The 18,633-nt window shown below is 33.6% G+C and carries 16 protein-coding genes; 4 read left to right on the forward strand and 12 right to left on the reverse strand.

The window, feature by feature from the left end:
- Positions 1-20: 20 nt before the first annotated feature.
- From EMN46_RS19620 to EMN46_RS06520, 3 genes are all read right to left on the reverse strand, one after another.
- A complete protein-coding gene (locus EMN46_RS19620; protein WP_195715202.1) occupies positions 21-593 on the reverse strand; it encodes a hypothetical protein in 573 nt (190 codons plus the stop codon).
- Positions 594-809: 216 nt separating this feature from the next.
- Complete coding sequence (locus tag EMN46_RS06515) at positions 810-1,463, reverse strand: hypothetical protein (protein WP_154199963.1); 654 nt, start codon at positions 1,461-1,463, stop codon at positions 810-812.
- Between the two features lie 533 nt (positions 1,464-1,996).
- Complete coding sequence (locus tag EMN46_RS06520; protein WP_154199964.1) at positions 1,997-3,997, reverse strand: fructose-1,6-bisphosphatase; 2,001 nt, start codon at positions 3,995-3,997, stop codon at positions 1,997-1,999.
- A gap of 317 nt (positions 3,998-4,314) precedes the next feature.
- Here EMN46_RS06520 and EMN46_RS06525 point away from each other — a divergent pair, with 317 nt between their 5' ends.
- The 4 genes from EMN46_RS06525 (at position 4,315) to EMN46_RS06540 (ending at position 7,635) form a co-directional block, all read left to right on the forward strand.
- A complete protein-coding gene (locus EMN46_RS06525) occupies positions 4,315-4,785 on the forward strand; it encodes a PPC domain-containing DNA-binding protein (protein ID WP_154199965.1) in 471 nt (156 codons plus the stop codon).
- Positions 4,786-4,877: 92 nt separating this feature from the next.
- Positions 4,878-5,738 carry an AraC family transcriptional regulator gene (locus EMN46_RS06530; protein ID WP_154199967.1) on the forward strand — a complete coding sequence of 287 codons (861 nt, stop codon included), beginning with the start codon at positions 4,878-4,880 and terminating at the stop codon, positions 5,736-5,738.
- Between the two features lie 108 nt (positions 5,739-5,846).
- Positions 5,847-6,692, forward strand: a complete 846-nt coding sequence (locus EMN46_RS06535) for an SDR family oxidoreductase (RefSeq protein WP_154199969.1) — start codon at positions 5,847-5,849, stop codon at positions 6,690-6,692.
- 91 nt (positions 6,693-6,783) lie between these two features.
- Complete coding sequence (locus EMN46_RS06540) at positions 6,784-7,635, forward strand: MBL fold metallo-hydrolase (RefSeq protein WP_154199971.1); 852 nt, start codon at positions 6,784-6,786, stop codon at positions 7,633-7,635.
- A 351-nt stretch (positions 7,636-7,986) separates the two neighbouring features.
- Here the strand turns inward: EMN46_RS06540 and ldhH are convergent, their stop codons facing one another.
- The 9 genes from ldhH to EMN46_RS06585 form a co-directional block, all read right to left on the reverse strand.
- Positions 7,987-10,131 carry an L-lactate dehydrogenase (quinone) large subunit LdhH gene (gene ldhH / locus EMN46_RS06545; protein WP_154199974.1) on the reverse strand — a complete coding sequence of 715 codons (2,145 nt, stop codon included), beginning with the start codon at positions 10,129-10,131 and terminating at the stop codon, positions 7,987-7,989.
- A gap of 9 nt (positions 10,132-10,140) precedes the next feature.
- Positions 10,141-10,614 (reverse strand): lactate utilization protein, encoded by a 474-nt coding sequence (locus EMN46_RS06550; RefSeq protein ID WP_154199976.1) that lies wholly within the window; start codon positions 10,612-10,614, stop codon positions 10,141-10,143.
- 833 nt (positions 10,615-11,447) lie between these two features.
- A complete protein-coding gene (locus tag EMN46_RS06555) occupies positions 11,448-12,353 on the reverse strand; it encodes a transporter (protein WP_154199978.1) in 906 nt (301 codons plus the stop codon).
- 143 nt (positions 12,354-12,496) lie between these two features.
- Positions 12,497-13,681, reverse strand: coding sequence for an FMN-binding protein (locus EMN46_RS06560; RefSeq protein WP_154199980.1), 1,185 nt, complete (start codon positions 13,679-13,681; stop codon positions 12,497-12,499).
- Positions 13,682-13,762: 81 nt separating this feature from the next.
- On the reverse strand, positions 13,763-14,236 hold the full coding sequence (locus EMN46_RS06565) for a hypothetical protein (RefSeq protein WP_154199982.1): 474 nt from the start codon (positions 14,234-14,236) through the stop codon (positions 13,763-13,765).
- A gap of 209 nt (positions 14,237-14,445) precedes the next feature.
- Complete coding sequence (locus EMN46_RS06570; protein ID WP_154199983.1) at positions 14,446-15,135, reverse strand: FAD-dependent oxidoreductase; 690 nt, start codon at positions 15,133-15,135, stop codon at positions 14,446-14,448.
- Positions 15,136-15,253: 118 nt separating this feature from the next.
- Positions 15,254-15,565 carry a hypothetical protein gene (locus tag EMN46_RS06575; protein WP_154199984.1) on the reverse strand — a complete coding sequence of 104 codons (312 nt, stop codon included), beginning with the start codon at positions 15,563-15,565 and terminating at the stop codon, positions 15,254-15,256.
- Positions 15,566-15,582: 17 nt separating this feature from the next.
- A complete protein-coding gene (locus EMN46_RS06580; RefSeq protein WP_154199985.1) occupies positions 15,583-17,022 on the reverse strand; it encodes a reductive dehalogenase in 1,440 nt (479 codons plus the stop codon).
- 241 nt (positions 17,023-17,263) lie between these two features.
- Positions 17,264-18,607, reverse strand: a complete 1,344-nt coding sequence (locus EMN46_RS06585) for an FAD-dependent oxidoreductase (RefSeq protein WP_154199986.1) — start codon at positions 18,605-18,607, stop codon at positions 17,264-17,266.
- Between the last annotated feature and the right edge of the window lie 26 nt (positions 18,608-18,633).

An 18,633-nucleotide genomic window follows, 5' to 3' on the forward strand; every position in this document is an offset into this window, starting at 1 on the left:
ATACGTTGTTGGCAACAGTTTTATTTTATTTTTATTTCCTTAACTAATGAAGAAATAGGTATTGCATAAACGTTTTCATTATTAAGTAAGAAAATCACATCTTTCGTTTTTCCGATTAATTTACCTGATTTAATTTCATTGTCTGATAATTTTATTAAAATATCATTCTGTTTACTTATTCTATCCTTTGTGTATTTTCCATAATAATCAGCTGACAGATATAAATAAAGGAAGAAACTTATTACAAAAAGAACGATTCTGTATGTTTTATACCAAGATTTTTTGTCACGCCCATAGTTTGCTTTCGAATAAGATTTCGGCCATTTATTTTTCCATAAAGTGTCCAATTTAATTAATACATAAACAAATAAAATTGATGCTGTAGCAAATAATAGTATATAAAAATCAGAAAAAGGAGCAATCAGAAAGTCAAACACATCTGAATAATTAAATATGTTTATATCAAATTCCGAATATTTTTGGTAATTAAAAAGCATACCTATTCCTACAGCAATAATGTAAAAAGTAGTTATAACTGTCTGTATTTCCTTTATGATTAATTCGTAAGTATCTTTTATTAAACCTTCTTTCATTTATGTTTTTTAATCAAAGTAAATCAATCAGTTACGATGTTCGTTAAATTGTTACCAACGGTTTGAATATGGTGAGTTTGGCTTTTCAACGCTCCAAATTTTCAATTTATTACTAGTTTTATTCCTTGCTATAATCTTCATGTTTAGTACTAACTGCCCAATACACTATATTTTTTTGTTGTGCGTTTGTTTTTATTCTTATGTCAATTTAAACTATCAAACTTTTGTGTGAAATTCATTATTTTTAACTTTATCAATTCGATTTTGAATTTTCCCTGCTGACCAAAATATAAAGTCAATTTTTTTCATTTCAGAAAGATTATTATCCTTAAATTTTCTATCAAATAATTCTATAGTTCCAGTCAAAAGTCTTTCTTTTTTAATTTCACTATATCCTTTTGATATTATATCAAATTGGTGTAAATATTTCTCCAATTTTTTTTCAAATTCAGGATTGTAAGGTCTTGAAAAACCAAACATTTTGGCTACTTCACTATCATAAATAGGCATAACATTATCAATCATATTAAACATTTTGGATGTAAATGAAAATTGCAATGTGTTTTGTCCTTTTCTATTTGGAAAATCAAATAATCGTTTCACATTTTTCTCAAAATCAAATTGTTTTTTATTTCTATTTTTTTCTAAAAGTTCAAAATATTCAGTTTTAAATTCTGGTGTTAACCCTGCATTGTCAAGTCTAAAAAAACTTCTGTACACAAATTGAAATAAGAAATTCTTAGTTATATCAGACTTTAAATATTCAGTTTTCAGAAAATTAAAAACATCTATACTTTCTTGGTCAATATTCCCAATTATTTCATTTGAGAATTCATTAATCCAATCTGCTATTTCATTAATTTCTTTCATGTTATTTTTTCGATTATTTCTCGTTTTTGCTGGTGCTCTGAAATGATGCACAACTTGTTTATGTATTCACAAAACCTGTTATATATTTCCATATAAGGTATATGTTGTACAGATTTGTGTTAGTATATATCTAAATCGTTCAAGTGGGTTTCGAATGTTTTTAAAACTCTACATGCTCACCTGCGTGTCTATCTCTATTGTCTTTAACGACTTACATCCGAGTAATTTTCGAATAAATTTTAAGTCAGTTCCATTTCCCAATAAGTGAGTAGCATAGGTATATACTTTAACAATGTTATGTGAATTTACTACTAATTTTACTTTTTAGCGAAGTTCTGTTAAATATTTATTTGAAAGTGTTTTCAATTAACTCTATTACTTTTTCTAATCAATTTAAGAATTTCGTTTTCTTTACTCTTTGCAAGATTTGCTCCTTAGTCTATTCGAAAAATGCCACCCGAATAATCAAGTGGCATTTAAAAATAACTCTCATTATAGTTATCTAACAAGTATTCCCAAAATCTCTTCTTTTGTTATAATATTTTAGTTTTCACAAGACCTTTTCGGAATGCTTCCAAAAGTCTGTTCAAATCTTTAATTTGTTGACGTATATTATTGCCTATGTAGGTATCGCCAACGCGAATTCGTGTTGTAGCGTGCTCAATCAGACTTCGTGTCGACACAATATCAACTTCATCGAGCAGAGCTCTTCTTTTTGACTCAAAAGAAGTATGTACAGCAAGAATTAGACTATATGAGTCATAAATCAAGGTATATCCAGCAATACCAGTTACTTTCTGATAGGGTTTAGACATACCTCCATCAATCACAAAGAGTTTTCCTTCTGCTTTTATAGGACTTTCACCCTCAGCTACTTTTACTGGAATATGTCCATTAATGATGTGAGAAACTTCAGGGTCGAGTCCAAATTCTTCTAAAATACGACAACAAGCATCCTTATCATCACGCAATTTATAGTACATATTACTTTCTTCATGATGTACTTTCTTATCATCAATAAAATAACGCTCGAAAGTGGTCATTTTATCTTTACCAAAAAGAGGAGAATAAGCACCACTCCAAAGATACCACATGTAATCTCGATCTTTACTCGTTATTTCGGGGTGTTCACGATTAAAATATGCACGACGGCAAATCAGATCGAATTGATCGCAAAGTGCCTTTCCTTTATAGGTTTTACCTTGTAAAACAAGCTCTTTTAACTCTCCATTATCGTCGAGAGGAATACAACCATGAAAAAGTAGATTTGAGTTATAGGAAAGATATGTCCCCCCCTTTGAAAACAAGGTTTTAATATGATTCTGAAGCTTATCACAATACAAAAAGGAATAACGTAATTTCTCTGTTAACTCCTTCTCCTCCTTGGTCAATTTATACGGATTTTTAGGATCAATCGTAGGAAAAGCTTTGTCGTTCAATTCATATTCTTTACCCTCAATGGTAATTGTTCCTTTCTCGTAATTGATAAAATCGAGTAGTAATCGGTCTTCCATTTCCAATTCTGGATTTCGACGTATAATTTCTCCTGCTAATTTCATCTCAATCACCATAATGGCTTTATGCATCTTACTCGTTAATTGAATCTGCGTAGAACCATAATTTTCTTTAGGTGTATTTTGGGGAATAAAAGATTTGCAAGAATCACCCTCATAGGCATTCATTGCAAAAGTCGCCAATGGCATTAGGTTAATTCCGTAAGCATCTTCCAAGGTATCCAAGTTGTTGTATCGGGCACTTAAACGAATTACAGCTGCAATACTAGAACGAATTCCTGTTGCTGCAGCCATCCACACAATGTCGTGGTTTCCCCATTGAATATCGACCGAATAATGATCGTGAATCAAATCCATCACCTTATCTGCAAAGGGTCCTCTATCGTAGATATCTCCAATAATATGCAATCGATCAATCAATAGTCGTTGTATAAATTTACTTATGGCCACAATAAATTGATTGGCCCTATCAACATCGATAATGGATTGAATAATACAATCGAAATATTTTTCTTTTTTGGCATTAGGCTCATTCAGCAACTCATCAATAACATAGGCAAAATCGTGAGGCATTGCTTTTCTCACTTTCGATTGTGTATATTTATCGGCCGATACACGAGCTACCGCTATCAAACGACGAAGCGTAATTCCAAACCACTGGTTTAAGTCCTCCTGCTCGTTTGTAATCAATTTAAGCTTTTCCTCCGGATAGTAAATTAATATGGCCAAGCGGGTTTTCTCTTTCTCGCTAAGGATATGACCAAACACAACATCAATTTTCTTTCGTACCATACCCGAAGCATTTCGCAACACATGACTAAAAGTTTCGTATTCGCCATGAATATCAGTCAAAAAGTGCTCCGTTCCTTTGGGCAAGTTAAGTATAGATTCGAGATTGATAATTTCGGTACAAGCCGCCTGAACATTAGGGAATTTTTCGGCGAGCAAATTTAAAAACCTCAATTCGTCTTCACTGTAATTGTTCTTTAACAATTGGTCTTTCTCGTAGTTAGGAATCATTTATCTTAGTTTCTGTTTGTTGTAAAAACTCATTTTGTTGTTTAAGTATTACAAATATAGCACAACTATTAATCACCTTTAGCTTTATTATGCAAGGAAAAACTCACGGCTTTAATTCAGTAAAGCAATATTTTGGTAATAGAATCCTCAAGTTAAAAAGACAATAGCTCTCGTCCAAAAAAAATGTCATCTAGGCTCAATTTTCAAATAGAACAGTTACCAATGAACTGATGTGAATTCTCCCATAAAACTTTATATCCGCTGTTAAGTCTAAAAGTTATATATTTTATAACTTTACGGGTCTAAAAAATTCACCTATGATAAAATTGAATACCTATCTCATTCTCGCCATCTTTATCAGTTTGGTATCTTGCCAACAAAATAATGTTGAAAGCTATGGCTTACGTTTAAAACCAGGAATGGATTTAAAACAAGAAATCGCAAAATTCGTTAAAACGAAACAGTTACAATCTGCATCAATATCTACCTGTGTGGGAAGTTTAAGAGAACTGACTATTCGTCCTGCAAATCAGCAAACACTTTTACATTTAAAAGGTCATTACGAAATTGTTTCACTTACAGGAACTTTTGCAGACAAGGGCGAAAACAATCATATACATATCTCCGTATCGGATAGCACTGGCTACACCATTGGCGGTCATTTGGTAGATGGGAATATTATTTACACAACTGCCGAAATTGTGCTTCTTAATAATAAAAGCATCAATTTTACTCGAGTGATAGATCCTGAAACAACTTATTATGAGTTGAAGGTGGAAGAAAATTAAATTATAACCGTTCCTACAGAAAAGAATCAGACCAAGATTGAGAAGTAGAATTTAAAATCATATTTAACCAAATTAAAAAACCGTAACAAATTATGGCTGAGTCAATTATTTCTAAATATGATTTTAACAACAAACAATCCAATTTAGGTTTAGAGATTATCCCATTAACAAGGATTCTTAATTTTTCCAATGAAAAAGGATTTGAAACACATCGCCTAAATTTTTATCAAATTATTGTCGTTACCGAAGGACGTGGCATACATGAGGTTGATTTCGAAAGAATTGCCTATTCTGAAAACACGGTTATTCCTGTCGCATTAGGACAAGTTCAACGTTATTATTCCAATCCTCAACTTAAGGGATATGCAATACTATTTACGGCTGATTTTCTGGTTAAAGATGAATTCGACTATCATTACTTATACGATTATACCATTTTTAATCATACCATTAATCCGCAAAGCCATATTGCAAACAAAGAAGTATATACCCTTTTACAAGAAATGATTACCGAGCAGCAAAAAGGAACGGCTTTTGACTCGGCCGAATATCAGCGCAATTTGCTTAAAAACTTCCTAATTCAAATTGAAAGGAATAAACGAAAAAGAACAGATATTGTATGCAACGAATCGTTAACGCTTTACCTGAAGTTTAGAAAAATATTGGAGGAGAACGTCAACTACAAATTACGAGTTACAGATATTTGCAAAACGCTTAATGTTACGCCAAAACAAATAAACTTAGCATTAAAAAACTGTACAAATACAACCGCAAAGCAATATATTGAAAACAGAGTCATCTTGGAAATTAAACGTCTATTGGTTCACTCAACACTTACGGTAAAAGAGATTGCTTATGAAATTGGTTTCGACGACCCTACAAATTTCACTAAATATTTTAAATCTCACCTGAATATACTTCCCTCCGACTACCAAAAACAGAATAAAATTTAAATTTACCATCTAAGGGCCTTTTTTTACCTTTTATGCCTTTGCTCCCTACCATACTTTTGTAGTGTTAGATTTTAATAAAGATAGTCAACATTAAAAAAAAGTATAATTATGAAAATAGCAATTACAGGAGCAACAGGACAATTAGGACATATCGTTGTAGAACAACTTAAAAAAAGAGTTTCGGCAGAAAGCATAGTAGCTTTAGCTCGTAATACTGAAAAAGCCAAATCATTAGGCGTTGAGGTACGCGAATTTGACTACAGTAAACCAGAAATTCTGAATGGAGCACTTCAAGGTATCGACCGTCTGTTACTTATTTCGGGAAGCGAACTTGGTAAGCGTGCCGAGCAACATGCCAATGTTATTAATGCAGCTAAAGAGGCCGGAGTTAAATGGATTGTCTACACTAGCCTTTTGCACTTAGAAACATCAAGTCTAAATCTTGCCGAAGAACATAAAAGCACTGAACAAGCACTAAAAGAATCAGGAATAGATTATACCCTTTTACGCAACGGTTGGTATTCTGAAAATTATACAGCATCGGTTCCTGGTGCAATTGGCGGCGGTGCATTTTTAGGAAGTGCAGACCAAGGTAAAATTGCATCGGCTCCACGTGCTGACTATGCGGAGGCAGCTGCTATCGTAATTGCCGATGAAACCAACAAAGGTAAAACATACGAATTAGCTGGAGACCAATCTTATACATTGACCGATTTGGCTGCTGAAATCTCAAAACAAACTGGGAAAACTATTCCTTATAACAACATTCCTGAAAAAGAATATGCCAACATACTTAAAAACATCGGTTTACCCGAAGGTTTAGCCATGGGTTTGGCAAGTTGGGATGTTAGTGCATCTAAAGATGATTTATTTGATGATGGCAAACAGCTTTCCGAACTATTAGGAAGACCAACGACTTCAATTGCCGAATCAGTAAAAATTGTTTTAAGCTAAGAAGTCTTCAAAAAAAACTTCACTACAAAATAAATACCAACGAGTTAGATAACTAAACAACTAGCTCGTTGGTTTTAAAAGTAATAAAAAGATGAAAAATTTAGTCTTATCATTATTCGTATTTGCTATTTCACTATCAGCTTATGCGCAACCCAAAGCAAACTTTACAACAAATAAGTTTGAAAACTTCACCCTACATACCTACGCCTCTTTTGATGCCATGGCAGATGTTTCATTTATTGTAGAGGGCGAAAATAGTCTTGTGGTAATCGAACCTCAAGCATTCGAAGGCAAAGTGGAAGAATTTGTTGCTTATACCGAAAAGTTGGGTAAACCTATAGAAAAAGTATTGGTTTCCTTTCACCCAGCAGGCTTAAAGGTTTATAAAAATGAACACAAGGTTATCACAAAACCAATGGCTGAATTTTTAAAGTCGGATGCAGCAAAGGGTATGTTACGATTCTTCGATAAGGCTTTTAAAGGTGCTATGGATACGGAGATTGTAGCCTTCGACGAAGAGATTGTTGCAGCTACAATTTTTACCGTTGACGATGTAAAATATACGCTTAAACCAACTTCTTTACCTGGTATGCCTGGTGTAAATATAGCTATTGGTAACAATGTCTATTATCAACATTTTGCGCCAGCGAAAGGCTACCATGCATCAAAAAATCAGATTAAAAACAAAGCCTCAATTGATGGCGCTCTTGCTGATGCTCTAAAAGCAAAAAGAGGTGGATATACATTCTTGCTAGGATCACATGGATATGGAAAAGCTGGTGTTGAAGATTTAAAATTTCAAATAAAGTATTTAAAGAATATGAAGAAAATCGCTTCAAAAGCAGTTTCTTCTGACGAATTTATCAGTAAAATGGATGAAAAATATCCTAACTGTAAAGGCAAAGAGGATTTAAAAGGAATAGCAGCTAATCTTTACAAATAGAAGGAAATTGATTGTAGTAAAAAATAAAGAGGGTGTACATAAATAAAAGTATCCGTCATTCTGAACTTGTTTCAGAATCTCTACCATAGATAACGAGATCCTGAAATAAATTCAGGATGACGCTCAGTGCTAACTTATATATTTATGGACCCCCTCTTTCTTGTATTAAACAGTTATCTCATGTGCCATTTCAAATAATGAATAGATACATGATAAATATATCAATTCACAGAAATGATTAACAAAAGTAAATCAAAAATGGATAACAACGGCATTATATGTATTTGCTTCTAATTAAAGAATAAGCATATATAAACAAATAATTATGACCGTTATTACTACAATTTACTTTTAAATTTGTTCCACATATTTATCAATAAACTCGGACAAATGAAGCACTTTTACAGGCACTTTTTTATGCATTAAGCCACCATTAATTTGCATCACACATCCCGGACAATCAGTAACCAATATCTCGGCCTTACTTGCCACAATATTTTCTATTTTTTTATCTAGAATACCATTCGATATCGTTGAAAAGTCGAGAGAATATGTTCCTCCAAAACCACAACAAACATTCGTATCAGTAAGGTGAGTAAATTGTTTACCAAGTACTGATGAAAGGAATGCTTCCGCAGAATAATTCAATGATCTTTCATCATGACAAGGTGTATGATAGGTGACCGTTTTATTTCCTTTTACTTTGAAATGAATTTTATTATCCTCTAAAAACTTTCCAAATGGTGTCACCATATCTCCCAATAGAACAGCCTTTTTGTAACGATCGGGATCATTACTCGTAAAATCTAAGAACTCATGTTTAATAGCTCCCCCACATGTTGGACAAAGAACTAACAAGGATTCATACTGCTCTACGTCGTTTAATCTATCAAGGGTATTAAATATCATTGTTCTTGCATTATCGGGATTACCCGAAGCAATTGCAGGAATACCACAACAAGCTGCCGACTTAGGAATATCAACTTGAATACCACTCTTATTAAGCAATTTAACCATAGCTAATCCCATTTCAGGATAAAAGTATTCTATGGCACAACCTGGATAGAAAAACACCTTTCGCTTAGAAGTAAATTTATCATAGCCATCCTTATGGAAAAGCTTAGTAAATGTTTTAGAAGACAAAGCTGGGAATTTTCTAAAATCCATTTCTTTAGGCAACAACGGAACCTTTGAAATTATTTTTTCTCCATTTGATTTATTAGTTTTCGTTAAAGGAAATTGGAAAGAAGCTCCTAAACTTAAAAGAGATTTCATCTTCTCTGGTTTTGCAACCACATTTTTAAAGACTTTTTCCTTTATAGGATTGATGCCATATTTTTTTCCAACAACTAATTTCAATTCCGAAATTAAAGATTGTAAATCAATGCCAGCAGGACAATTAAAACTACAAGCACGACAACCAATACACATTTTTAAAATATCTTTAGCAGCAGCATCACCCTGGTAAAGAGCAGTTAATATCAATCCTATAGAACCAATATAACGATCACCATAAACATGACCACCTACCATTTCGTAAGCTGGACAAATATTGGCACAACTACCACAACGAATACACTTTAATGCTTCTTTAAACTTGGGATGTTCTAAAAATGCTAAACGACCATTATCCAAAAACACATAATGAGTCTCCTTTACACCATCTTCATTTTTATGAGAAGGCACTCTACCCTTAATCCAAGTCGTATATGACGTAATGATTTGTCCAGTAGCACTTTTTGGTAACACTCGAACAATATCTAAAGCTTGATTAAAATCATCACATAATTTCTCGTATCCAACCAAAACAATATGCACTGGTGGAACTGTTGACGATAAACGAGCATTTCCTTCATTGGTAACCAAACCTATTGAACCTGTCTTTGCTACAGCAAAATTAGCACCTGTCATTCCAACACCTGCTTTAAAATAAGCTTCCCTAAGAAATCGACGAGCTATTAAAACCATTCCCGTAATATCTTCAGGATCTACCTCTTCTCCTGTATAATCAGCAAAAATCTTCGCAACCTGTTGTCTGGTTTTATGAATAGCTGGCATAACCATATGTGATGGATGTTCATTAGCCAACTGAAGAATCCACTCTCCCAAATCTGTTTCGATTGGATGCAAACCTTCTTTCTCTAGATAATGGTTAAGTAAAATCTCTTCCGATGTCATCGATTTACTCTTCACCATATACTTGGTGTTGTGCTTTTTCATTACATCAGCGATGTATTTACAAGCATCCTCACCAGTATTTGCCTGAAAAACCTTACAACCAACCTTTTCAACATTCGCTTTAAACAAGTTGAATTGTTCCATTACCTTGCTTAAGTCCCTGTCTTTTATATCATGAACTCTTGTTCTTAGAGCTTCAAAGTCTAGTCCTTTATAGGCATTTATTTTAGATGCCTTATATGATGTTGCAAAACCTTTCAGGTTATTATGCAAAATCTCATCGTTTACTTTTTCCTGTATTTTATCTTGAATTCCCATAGTTTCTTCTTATAAATCGTTCAAAATAATAACTGTCATCTCCTTTGGCCCGTGAACTCCAACAGTTAAAACACGCTCAATATCTGCTGTTCTACTAGCACCGGTAATAAAAGCAACATAGCCGCCCATATCAGAAGTTCTCTCCTCGATAAAATCGGCCACATCATTTAAACGGGAAACCAATTTACTTTTTGGCATCACGACAAATAACTTTTCTGCCAAACAAGTTGCCAAGCGTTTATTTTCATTAAGACTATCAATCACAACTGTTCCTGTCTCCGCAATGGCATAATCAAGTTCTACAAGGGCATTTTTAATACCTGCTTCTCCAGCTTGTACATCTTTCAATTGATTAAAACTTGGCACATTTACATATTCAAAATCCTCCTTTTCTAAAAAGGTTAAGAATTCAGTGGAGGACAAAATTTGATTGTCATTGCCAACCAGTTTCGATTTATCCAGAAAAAAATCTAGTTCACTCATATCTTCTTATATTTTATGTTTAGGCACAATGTTTAGCTGATTTTCATAAATTCCTTATTCAATAGGAATGCCAAAAATCAGCACACTTTCCTATTTATAATAATTCTAACGAAATAAACCCTGCATACCAATACTTTACGCCTCGCAAAGGTTTCCGTAAAATGTATTTAAAACGTTTTCGTAGGTGTTCATTTCTGATCTATTAGTTGAATCTAGCGTGCACTTTTGAACAATTATGCCATATGGCGCAATAGTTACCACCTTTTTAATAAGCAGAAATCACATTTGTTTTTAAATAAAAAAACTTAATGAAAATTTATCTTTTATCGTTTTGAAGGAGAAAAACATTGACCGTAACCTGTTCATTATTTTCCCTTCCTATAGCTTTTTTGAGTCCAAACATAACTTGAATTAAAAATAGAGTAGATGGCATTTGTAGTCAGAAAAAACCAACTACTAGCATAACACAATAATAACAGAAATATTAGTCAAAAGAATTGTATCGAAAGAATGTTTGACAACAATAGAAATTAGGAAAATGTTTCTCTGATAAAACTTATGATAATGCCCAAACATATGCACTAAACTAACAACAAGGGTTATAAAATAGATAAGAATAATAAGACAAAGAGCCTTTTAACATGTTTAATTAAATTGATTAAAACAGATAAATAAGAATACATTTGAGATAACTGCTAAGCAAAAACGATTTAATTTTTACAATGATTAAAAAGGGAAACTATTTTACGTATTTATTAATGAGGAGTAGCTTTAACAAAAAACACATCCATACAATAATGTATGAATGTGTTAATGTGAATTATAACAACTTATTAGAAATTTTTAAACAGAGATAAACACATTTTTCTTCCTTGTGGTCTATCAACTGCTCCAAATTCAAACTGACCTCTAAATTCAAGATTCAATTTTGCTTTTGGCATATAACAGGTTACTTCTGGACCAACTGCAAATATTCTATCTTTTACACTTGCATCATAAAGCACATCGCTTCCTTTGTCCTCCGATAATTGCCAGTGCGCATATCCTGAAACTCCAACACCCCAAATTTGTTTAGAAACTATTGTTTTACCAATTCCCCATTCAAAAGTTAAATCATCTCCAGGAGTTACATCAAAATCTTTTTTCTCACCGTGTATTTCATATCTATTCAAAATAGATGCGTGCCAAGCTTTATGAGAATCAAAATAATAGGTACCACCAAACGTTAGCATTCCCGTCCAAAAACTTTTCCCTGGCGAAGCTGCTTCGGTAATATCATAACTTCCTACTGGTGCTATGCCTGCTAAAGCAACAATTGCATCAAATTTTTGTTTATTCCAAGCCAGCATTATCGGTTCAATTACAATGTCTCCAATACCATATTTACTATCATTAACACCATATGCACCTATGCTAATATCAGTAAAAGTTGTAGGCACAAGCAGATGTACACCATAATTTGCACCCCAAAGTACATCTTCCCAAACATATAGAAAACGGTGAACGTTTGCAAATACAGTTAAGTCAAAATCAATATCAGCTTTATCTCCATTTCCATCATAATAATCATCTGCTGAGTAATATACATTATGCATAATATAATAAAATCCAGGAGGCGGAAGTGAGGCTACTTTAAGCCCTTGTACTCCTGGTGAATAATGTGCAGTTTCTTGACTATAGGTTCTCACTGTAGTCAGTATAAGCAATAATAGGCTAAGGATAGGTAATTTTCGTTTCATAATAGGTTTTTATTTAATTGGTTAGTTATTATATTGAATCATTACTTAAAAAAGTACATTCAACTCATTTTGAATAGTTGTTTCTAGTTGAAAAATAACTAGACAGAAACAGACGATTACTACAGCTATTACAATAAATTCTGTTACGCGTTTACTTTTTTGCTTTTCCATTTATTTGTTATCAGTTTTCTTATGAAAGTAAAATGATCGACTACTGGCCCCATTGGACATAAGTAAGTACACCACGGTCTTTTAATAAACATGGATGATACCAAAACGATGCCTAATATGGCAAATTGCAAACCACTTCCTGTTAGCTTAAATAAAGTACCAAACACTTCGTAACTTGTCACGCCCGGATTCCGCAATAGTAAAGCAGTAAGAATCGCAAATAAAATTATTATTCTTAAGCTCCATTTAAATATATTTTTAAATTTCCCTGTTGATCTGGGTTTAGCACCCCCAACCATCCCCATACACTCTTGTGCGGCACCAAATGGGCAAAACCACAAGCAGTACGGATTTTTATTTTCAACAGTTAATGCGAGAAAAATTCCACCCAACAGCAAATACCAATATAATTGAGAATATAAGGGTGGAAAATAGCCCAAAAGCAATTGGTTTATCATGGAAAGAGTAAAAGGTTTATTGTAAAAAAATCCGAGTACAAATAAACCTATAAGCATAGTTCCCCACCGAGCAATTTTTGTATACTTAAATGAACTTTTATGAGCGAAATATCCCATTGCAAAAAGTAGTAGCAAAATAATTTCGGGAGTACCAAATTTTAAGGATGAACTTGCTGCTTTTGGAACATCAAAACCAAGAATTTTAGCCGCAACAAATCGATTTCCTTTTTTTGAGGCTTCTACTATGGCACGTGAAGAATAAGTCGCACTTGAGACACCATCTATTCCTTTACCAAGTGAATAATCCTCTTGATATGATTTACCTATCAATCTATGAAGGAATTTAGCATCCAAAACTTTTTTTAAATACGAAGGCGTTTCTTTGGAGTTAATAACGGCAACATCAAATATTTTTCCATCCTCATCAACAGCAACAGCCATTTTCAACGGGCCACCATAGCCCATATATGATTCTACAGTTAAATAGCCTAAGCTTTCTTCGTTTGAGTCAGAAATCTTGTAAGTTGATTCTTCAACCTCTTCTAGTTTGGCAATTTTAGGCATTTTTGCCTTAATCGATGAAAGAACATCTGCATTCTCCAATTGTCCTCCAACAAACCAAGCGACAATTATCAGTAACATGGCAATAATAGCTAACCATGTTTCTACTTTCTTTTTATTTGATTTTTTATTACACATTGTAATTACATTATAATTTAGGCTATCAACAATTATACAAAACACATAATTTCTTCAATTGCCCACTATTCTTCTTTTGTGTCAGTTCAATTTCTTCACTTGGGAGACTATCACTTTCCTATAATTCCATAAATGGATAGCAAACATTACAATTAGTAAGAGTCCTAATTTATTGTGTATTCCCCTTAAAAATTCTGCCATATCATCACCATCAAAAATTAACCAAGAGCTAAGTGCAGATAGGGAGCAAAAAAGAAATACAATGAATAAGATTATATTCGATGTTTTAAACCCGCCTTTCAGCTTGAATAGGAATAAGTTTTTTACCCAATCGGTTTTCACAAAAAGATGGAGCAATATTAAAAAAGTAGATATTACCGCTGTTAGCTTATGAAATGGAAACCAAAAATGCGCATTACATCCCATAACAGATGATTCTAAAGGTGATCCAGTATGATATTTTAGCAAAACAACTCCCGTTCCCAATAGAAGAATAAGAGGAATCAAAGCGATTGCGTATATCGTAAAGCGTATTTTGTTCGCAGATTTATTCATAATAATTAGTCTTATTTTATCACTTTAAGTATGGCATAACGATGACAAGTATCAATACAATTTCTACAAGCATCACTTGGTAATTCGTCAACAAGAACGACTCCTTACTTTATGCTTAATTCCTCATCTAATTTTTCAGCTATAATTCGCCGTTTAAAATTTGCCTTATTTTTAATCCATCTTTAAAACAAAAGTTGAATGTGATAGTATTACTTATCTAAAAAAACAGCTTTCTTAGAAACTTTATTTTTAAGTAAAAAATTCCTTGTTGTTTCATTAAACTCCTTCGAACCTACAACATAATACGTATTAGCTTCATCATCAAGACATTGATTTATTTCATTGTACAAATCACTTCTATTTGTTACAAATACGTTTTTTAATTTATCCTTAGATAAATTTTCAAGCTCTTGCTGGTACACAAAATCACCAGTACGGTCGATATTAATATTTGTAATAGATGAGCCTTTAGATGATTTCATATGCTCGTGGATAATAGGCCTAAAGGTTGCTATACCAACTCCCATACTTATAAAAACAATTGGCTTATCCGTTTCTATATTTTTTAAATGATTCCCAATTTTAAATATCCGTATTTCATCACCAAGCTTAAGGTTCAACATGGTACTTTTAAACTCTGAAGAATTCTCACGAATTCGAGTTGTAAACCCAATGAAATTCTCATCGGGATGACTCATAATTGACAGCTCTCTTAGAAGATCTTTTTTAAATTTCTTTCCATTTTGCAAGTCTGAACATACAAAATGAGCATAAGAACCCAAAGTCCACTTAATATTTGGGGGAACTAAAAATTTAAAAGTATAAGTATCCTTAGCTTCCTTTTCTAACTTAATAAGTTTTATTTGTGTTGAAAGACGTTTAATTATTGTTGTTATCATATTAATTTCTTTAGTGAAAACACCCTATCTCTTTTCTATAATTAAAAGAATTCCACGAGGCTTGTCTATTCGGCTTGCCTCGTGGATAAAAAATTATATAAAACTGCGGTATTGCATATTAAACAATTCCTTTATTTTTGAGATATCGCTTGTTTAAGGATCTAAATACGACTACAGCCATTAGTAATATTGGTATTCCCATAAAAACAAGTGAAAGCCATGCTGCTTGTGGTTCATATTCCTGAAAAGATGCAATAAAGGTTTGACTCATAAACATGAATGTAATAAAACACAGAATCAACAAAATCCACTCAAACCATACTGGTTTTAATTTAAAATTCTTTAGGATGTGCCATATCATTACAGCTCCGCCACCCATTAAAAAACCTACCAAAACATACCAGAACCAATTCCAACTAATTAATTTCATATTGTTTCTACTTTAATTTATGAACGTGATTTATCTAAACCGTAAAGAGGAATATCCATTGGGTCAAGATCCCAAGGTGTTTCATTTAGATCTGGCTCTTTTCCATATCCGAATATATCGTCCATGTTTCTAATTGCTGAATTTAATGCAGGCGCAGATCCGATTGATAATTTGATTAGATCATGTATTACCGCATCATCAAATTTTGTAAAAGGACAAACGGTTTGACAGCGACTACAATCTGGTTCACCTCCTAGCATATAGGTATAACACTTTTTGGCATCCATATACCACCCTCTAATTCCTTTTGCTTGATAGGCTGCACCACCTCCCCAGAATGGTTTGTCTTCCATACTAATGGCACCAGATGGACACATTTCTCCGCATTTTTTACAAGTTTCACAAAATTTAGTGATACCGGCATCTATCGGTTTTGTAACAGCCAAAGGCAAGTCAGTAATGGTAACCATTACAGTTCTTATGTCAGTTCCATATTTTGGACTAACCAATATACCTGCTCTACCATATTCTCCCAATCCTGCCATTACGCCAAAACCTACTAATCGTCCAACAGACTCGGTATCTCCGCCATAGGCTTGATATCCTAAACCTCTTAAAAACACACTCAATCTATTACCGTAAATATTAGCTCTAGAATAACTCATGGTATTACTAGATGCCCAACTCATTCTCTCTGAGTATTGCTGCATCCATAACGATTGCGGTACTAATGAGCATACTGCCCATAAATCTTTATTTGGTAAAACATATTTGTTTTTTTCTGGTTCTGCATATCCTTTCTCAACGTCTTCGAAAGTGATTTTGCCCCAGAGTAATTTTTTCGTTCTTTCGTCTAGTTTTACAAATCCCATATCAGCAGCCCCCATAATTCTTCCGGCTGTTCTCAACATTTTAGAATTCTCCTCAGGTGTAGCTTCATGCTTAGGCACGCCATAATCTTCAGGCGTATAAAACATAGTAGGATGTTCCCATTGTGCATTTGCCTTTACGTCTGAACCTGTCCAAGGTGGAGCTAAATCAGCACCTGAACGGCCTCCCCAACCCCAACAGTTGGCATCAGCCAAAGCTCTATCTTTTAACGAAAGACCAGGAACATTATCTTGAACATTTTTCTTTGTTGATGCAATATTTCTATCGTATATTTCCTTATAATCGTTAGGATTCTCCCAAGAAGCGGGATTAAATAATGTATTTTCAGGACCATGAAATATTTCCATGTTTTCCCAATCAATTTCCACAGTAGGCTCATCTACTTCCTTAACCCAGAACGGTAAATTTCGTTCCGCTATAGGAGACTCCATCAATTTATCAAGATTTTTAAATCCAGAAGCATAAGCAGCGGCTCCAAAACCAACAGCACCAACTCCTAAACCTAACTTTTTCATAAAATCTCTTCGACCTCCCGATAAGGGATCTTTTGCATTCGATTTTGCCATTTTAACCTCCGTTTTTAATTGTCACCTTATTAATGTGCTTTAAGAAATACTTACCCTACAAAAATAAGAGTCTGAAAGAGTGATAGTAAGGTGCTAAATGAGGAATTTATGGTACTTTTCAACGGAGGATATTCTTTTATTTTATAATAAAAAAAAATCCTGAAACGTTTTTGCTTTCAGGATTTTTAAATCAATAATATTCTTGTCGTTTTATTTAATGCTAGCTAGCACAAAATTACTTTTAATACATTTTGTCAACAGCTTTCATAGCAGCTACAGCAATAGGATAAGCTGTAGGACCAGCCGTAAGTTTAGGCTGTGTTCCATATTGCATTAATGCTAATTCTGATGCTGTCATATTTTTCTGAATAGCTAGCCCTAGCATATTTATCATTTCACCGGTTGAATCGCCACCAATAATCTGAGCCCCTAAAATTACGCCGCTTCCTTCTGAGAAAATAAGTTTAACAATTTGGCTCGAAGTATTGGGCAAGCTTGTTGGGTGATGATCAACCCCATTATTCTGACCAATAATTATTTTAAACCCTTCGGCCTTTGCTTGTTTTTCGGTAAGCCCTGCAGCTCCCATTGATACTTCATCAAGCGAGGTTGAAAAAATGGCGATACTGCCTTTGGTTTGTCGAATAATACGTAAACCAAACAAATTCATTCCCGCAACGCGTGCTTCAGAAGCAGCAGTTGAGGCCAACATCAATTTCGATTCTTTATTGGTAAAAAAATCGCGGTGCTCTATACAGTCACCTACAGCAAAAATATCTTTGATATTTGTACGCATGTAGTTATCGGTGATAATACCACCGTAAATACCAATATTTATACCACATTCTTTTGCCAACGCAACATTCGATCTATAACCAATCGCTAGTATGACATGGTCTGCCTTAATTTCTTCACCACTTTTAAGTTTTACTGCACGTACCTTTCCATTTTCGCCTACAATTTTATCGACCATGGTATTTGTGCGAATGTTTACACCATGATTTTGCAGAACACTTACAGCTGGTTCAGCTATTTCGTTATCGAAAGCTAGTGGTAAAATAGAATCCATCGATTCAATAAGCGTCACATTTTTGCAGACTTTACTAAGCTCGTCGCTCATTTCAACACCAATAAAACCAGCACCTACTACAACAACATTTTCAGCTTGCTTTAATTTCGGCTGAATTGTTTTAATGTATTCTAGCTCTTTACGAATAGTAACCACACCTTCTAAATCGGCTCCTAGAATTGGTGGCACAAAAGGTTCAGAACCTGTAGCTACAATCAATTTATCATATGAAACAGGTTCACTGCCTTTTAAATTTATCTGTTTATTATCAATGTCAATTGCTGTTACTTCATCGATAAGAAGATCCATCCCTCCTTTTTTAATACGTTCAGGATCAATTACATTATCGTCTATATTTTTAAGCGTTCCAAAAGTGTAAGGAATACCGCATGGAACAAGCGATTTTGGTTCTTTTTTAATAATTAGTACTGATTTATCTTTGTGCAACATTTTTGCAGACATTGCTGTTGCTCCTCCCGCAGGATTACCACCAATTATTACTACGTCGTATTTCATTTTGTAAATATTTTGTCTTCTATTTT

The sequence above is a fragment of the Ancylomarina sp. 16SWW S1-10-2 genome (assembly GCF_009669305.1).
Lineage (GTDB): Bacteria > Bacteroidota > Bacteroidia > Bacteroidales > Marinifilaceae > Ancylomarina.